At 53.6% G+C, this 3930-nt stretch carries 5 protein-coding genes; 1 reads left to right on the top strand and 4 read right to left on the bottom strand.

Translation table 11 applies throughout. The features are described 5' to 3' along the window. Nucleotides 1-132: 132 nt before the first annotated feature. The 4 genes from MKD38_RS30235 to MKD38_RS30220 form a co-directional block, all read right to left on the bottom strand. Nucleotides 133-375, bottom strand: coding sequence for an FmdB family zinc ribbon protein (locus MKD38_RS30235; RefSeq protein ID WP_081610656.1), 243 nt, complete (start codon nt 373-375; stop codon nt 133-135). Nucleotides 376-386: 11 nt separating this feature from the next. Then, the gene (locus MKD38_RS30230; RefSeq protein WP_081610655.1) at nt 387-932 is read right to left on the bottom strand and encodes an ankyrin repeat domain-containing protein; all 546 of its coding nucleotides are present in this window, start codon (nt 930-932) and stop codon (nt 387-389) included. Nucleotides 933-1004: 72 nt separating this feature from the next. Further along, on the bottom strand, nt 1005-1613 hold the full coding sequence (locus MKD38_RS30225) for a hypothetical protein (protein WP_025586805.1): 609 nt from the start codon (nt 1611-1613) through the stop codon (nt 1005-1007). Between the two features lie 491 nt (nt 1614-2104). Continuing rightward, a complete protein-coding gene (locus tag MKD38_RS30220; RefSeq protein ID WP_018003671.1) occupies nt 2105-2554 on the bottom strand; it encodes an Lrp/AsnC family transcriptional regulator in 450 nt (149 codons plus the stop codon). Nucleotides 2555-2797: 243 nt separating this feature from the next. Between MKD38_RS30220 and MKD38_RS30215 the strand changes: the two genes are divergently transcribed. Continuing rightward, nucleotides 2798-3814 (top strand): 1-aminocyclopropane-1-carboxylate deaminase, encoded by a 1017-nt coding sequence (locus MKD38_RS30215; RefSeq protein ID WP_018003670.1) that lies wholly within the window; start codon nt 2798-2800, stop codon nt 3812-3814. The last annotated feature ends 116 nt before the right edge of the window (nt 3815-3930 follow it).

The raw sequence follows: 3930 nt of genomic DNA, 5'->3' as shown, positions 1-3930 counted from the left end.
GTCAATCGCCATTCAAATCCGTATATGAGGAGAAGACGGCCCAAGAGCGCGGTGGCGTGAGGATCGTTGCAAGGCTTCGCGAAAGTGAGCGGCCTCTCTCTGGCGTACGTGTCGGTCGTCCCCCTCTTTCTTTCAGCTCCGGCGAAGGAGTTCCCGTTGTTCCTCCGCTGTGTAATTGCTGAAATGTCCTTCCTTTGCCGCCTGCCGACGTGCGGCTGCGATGAGCGACTTGCTACTCAGGGGAGGGGACGGCGCAGAGACTTGCCTAGTCAGTCTCACGCTGCCACATTGCGGGCACACGGGCTTTTGGCTAGCGCGTACAAGCGTTTCGTAGCGTAGACCGCATTGGCAGCAGACATAGTCGTATAGCGGCATCGGCCTCTTCTTCATAGAAAATTAGTATCCAACGGAATGGCCTTTGTTCGATGGTCGATGCCATTCCGCATTACGCAATCAGTCATCATTTCCAGGGCGTTTCGCCCGTCGGGTGCTACGAGCCTTTCATTTGCTCCTAGCGACATCAAAAATCTCATAACGTCAAGCCGGCCACTTGAAGCGGCCTGCATTAGACACGTGAGGTCATCTCCGTTTGTGTGATCGATTTCGAGGCCGGCCTCGATTAACCTGAGGACGGTTTTGGGCGAACCGTTCAAACACGCATACCAGAGCGCACTATTTTCTTCATCGTCTAGCATGCCGACAGGTACACCCTCATAGAGCAAAGTCGCGACAATGTGGTCATTCCCCTCTAGCGCTGCCTCCATCAGCGGCGTGACGCCATTTACGCCAACTGAATCTGCGTCGTGGAAGCCATGCTTGGACAGCCATATCACAAGGGGCGCATGCCTACGGCTTTTCCACGATACTTCGATACTTCGGGGGCGTTCAGCACCTATGATCTCGTACGGGGCAATCGTGTTCTCCAGGGACATCTTGCACTCCGGTTGTATCTTTGTATCCCGTTAGACGAATTGTCACACTTCAAGAGGCCACAATGAAAAACGTCAGACTGGTCGATTCTCATGTGGATTGCGCACCGGACCCATTACTTCGATTCCTTCTTCATAGCTGATAATGTCAAAGGGCAAATCGAATCGGCAACCGGCGTCGGCTATAGCATCTAACTTCGCTGCCGTACTTTGCTTTTTTAGCTCATTTTTTTCCAAGTACAGAAGCTCCAGCATCTCGTTGTACACAGTGGACTCAACGATCGGCAGTACATAGAACATTGCTCCCCTATACGGTACTTGGTACCGCTTAGTCAGATCGATATTGTCGCAGAAAAGGAAGTACTTCCCGCGCGCGTGCAAGGCGTCACCCAACACTTCGGCGACGTCCCGTAAGTGCTCGAAACTCAAGAGCCAGCCGCAAAAGAATGGCAGCTGAGAATCACCCGCATGGGCTACAGCCATCACCTGCTCGCAACACAGTTCGGGTGGCCGTGCCTCGTCGGCGAGCCGCGGGGCGAAGCGGAGCGCGAGTTCGCCCCGAAAACCAACGCGCCTTGGCTTCGTCGTTCGACCCTTGAAGACTGCATTGAGAAGACGCCCTTCGTGTTGGAGACGTGCGAACGGGTTGTCGGCGAGTTCATCACGAACAGGTGTAGCGGTCATACATATTCCTCCTTTCAAGCAAAGGCACTCCACACTAACCGAAACGTTGCGTATGGAGCGACGCGACCGCTAAGACCTTCGCAACTTCCGTACCAGCAAAAAATATGCTGAGATGGTATGCGGGCAGGCTACTCGACGAGTAGCGAGGTGTCATTCGCGACAAAAGGAGCAGATGTTTGTCTTAAAGGCCACTGAAAAAAGGTACATGGCACTACACGCTCACGCCAAAATTGAGAAACCACTGATGCCGAGAAACGCGACGAGGAAACCGACTGAACTGGGGCGCAACAACCACTGTGCAGTGGCCGAAGAACGAAAGGCAAGCGCTCAGTTTCGGCAATAGTGTTACGCGACGCGGGTAGGCCCTCGAGCTCAGGCGCTGCTAGTGGCTAAGCACGCCACCGCCCTGTCTCCGGAACCAAGCAGTACATGGCCAGCGTAGCTTTTTACAAGCCGACCTGAACAGATGCTGAAACTTACCGACAGTCGCTTCAGATCAAAATCGGAAGCTGGGTGCTCGATAGGACTTCCTTGAGCGTCATGAAGGAGCGGAGTTGTCGTACACCGGGCAGGTATAGAAGTTGCTCAGAATGCAGTCTGTTAAAGCTCTCGCTATCCCGAGTCCGGACCATCATGAAATAGTCGAACTCCCCAGCTACTACATGGCATTCCATGCAGCCTGTGACTTTTCTCGCGGCCTCCTCAAACTTCGAAAAGGACTCGGGAGTGGCACGTTCCAGGACCACGCGAATCAATACCAGCATGCCAACTCTTAGCTTCACCGGATTCAGCAGCGCCACGATGCTACGGATGAGGCTAGTCCTCTCGAGTCGTTCAACGCGCCGAGAGCACGCCGGCGGGCTTAGATTGAGATGCGCTGCCAGCGCCAGGTTTGAGATCGATGCGTCTTGCTGCATGGCTCTCAAGATTGTCAATACCATCTAGTGCATCAACGCTTACCTTAGCGTTGGGTGGTCGTGTGAAATGTTGTGGTTCCCATGGTTTTCATGCGCGAAAAATTGAAGTCAATTCTTTTATGGTGCTCAAATTTGGCGAGCTTTGCAAGAGTGCCTCGCGCGTTCCATTTTCGAGTCAATTCGTTTGTGAACTGGGAAATAATCCAAGAGAAAGTGTCCCCGAATTGCCCTCGCGAGTACAACTTACCATCACGCCGGAGCTCCGCCATGAAGATCGAATGCTTTCCCCGTTACCCATTGACATTTGGCCCATCCCCCATCCATCCTCTAAGGCGACTGAGCGAGCATCTCGGAGGACAGGTCCGGCTATACGCAAAGCGTGAGGACTGTAATAGTGGGCTAGCTTTTGGAGGAAACAAAACCCGAAAACTTGAATACTTGATTCCCGATGTGCTAGAGCAGGGTGCCGACACGCTGGTGTCGATTGGAGGCATACAGTCTAATCAGACAAGGCAAGTGGCGGCGGTAGCAGCACATCTTGGACTCAAGTGCGTTCTGGTCCAGGAAAACTGGGTTAACTACTCGGACGCCGTCTATGACCGGGTGGGGAATATCCAGATGTCGCGCATTATGGGAGCTGACGTACGCCTAGTTGGCGACGGTTTCGATATCGGAATACGAAAGAGCTGGAAAGAGGCAATAGAAAGTGTGCTTCATGATGGAGGAAAACCATATCCGATTCCCGCTGGTTGCTCTGAACATCCCCTGGGTGGCTTGGGTTTTGTTAGATTCGCCGAGGAAGTTCGGGAGCAAGAGGCGGAACTTGGCTTCCGCTTTGACTATATCCTGTTGTGCTCTGTTACGGGTAGCACACAAGCCGGCATGGCAGTCGGTTTTGCAGATGAAGGACGCGCCAATCGCGTGATTGGCGTTGATGCTTCGGCAAGGCCCGAGCATACTCGGGAGCAAATTGTGCGAATCGCGCGCCACACCGCACAGCTTGTCGACCTAGGTCGCGAGATTACTGATGCTGACATCGTGCTCGACACGCGTTACGGCGGACCGGAGTACGGGCTACCATCCGAAGGTACGCTCGAAGCAATCCGTTCGTGCGCCAGGTATGAAGGCATAATGACTGATCCAGTGTATGAGGGTAAGTCTATGCACGCATTGATCGATATGGTCCGTGGTGGTGAATTTCCTAAAGGCTCAAGAGTGCTATACGTCCACCTAGGCGGCGCGCCAGCTCTAAGCGCGTACAGCTTCCTATTCCGAGGTGGTTAAGAATTCCGCTCAGAAGCAGGGGCTGATTGCGAATCGAGGGCAGAGTGGATATGCGGACAACACCATCGCAAATTGTCTGGCAGCTTAGCAGGCTGCTGAAGTACTCATCGCGGTAG

The sequence above is a fragment of the Cupriavidus sp. WGlv3 genome (assembly GCF_023952475.1).
In the GTDB taxonomy this organism is placed as follows: Bacteria; Pseudomonadota; Gammaproteobacteria; order Burkholderiales; family Burkholderiaceae; genus Cupriavidus; species Cupriavidus phytorum.
The sequence above is the reverse complement of the archived record's forward strand: the minus strand, read 5'-3'. Positions and strand labels throughout refer to the sequence as shown.

Coding starts and splice junctions, on each gene's coding strand:
- MKD38_RS30235 (WP_081610656.1), bottom strand. CDS start 375: ATGCCGCTATACGACTATGTCTGCTGCCAATGCGGTCTACGCTACGAA.
- MKD38_RS30230 (WP_081610655.1), bottom strand. CDS start 932: ATGTCCCTGGAGAACACGATTGCCCCGTACGAGATCATAGGTGCTGAA.
- MKD38_RS30225 (WP_025586805.1), bottom strand. CDS start 1,613: ATGACCGCTACACCTGTTCGTGATGAACTCGCCGACAACCCGTTCGCA.
- MKD38_RS30220 (WP_018003671.1), bottom strand. CDS start 2,554: ATGGTATTGACAATCTTGAGAGCCATGCAGCAAGACGCATCGATCTCA.
- MKD38_RS30215 (WP_018003670.1), top strand. CDS start 2,798: ATGAAGATCGAATGCTTTCCCCGTTACCCATTGACATTTGGCCCATCC.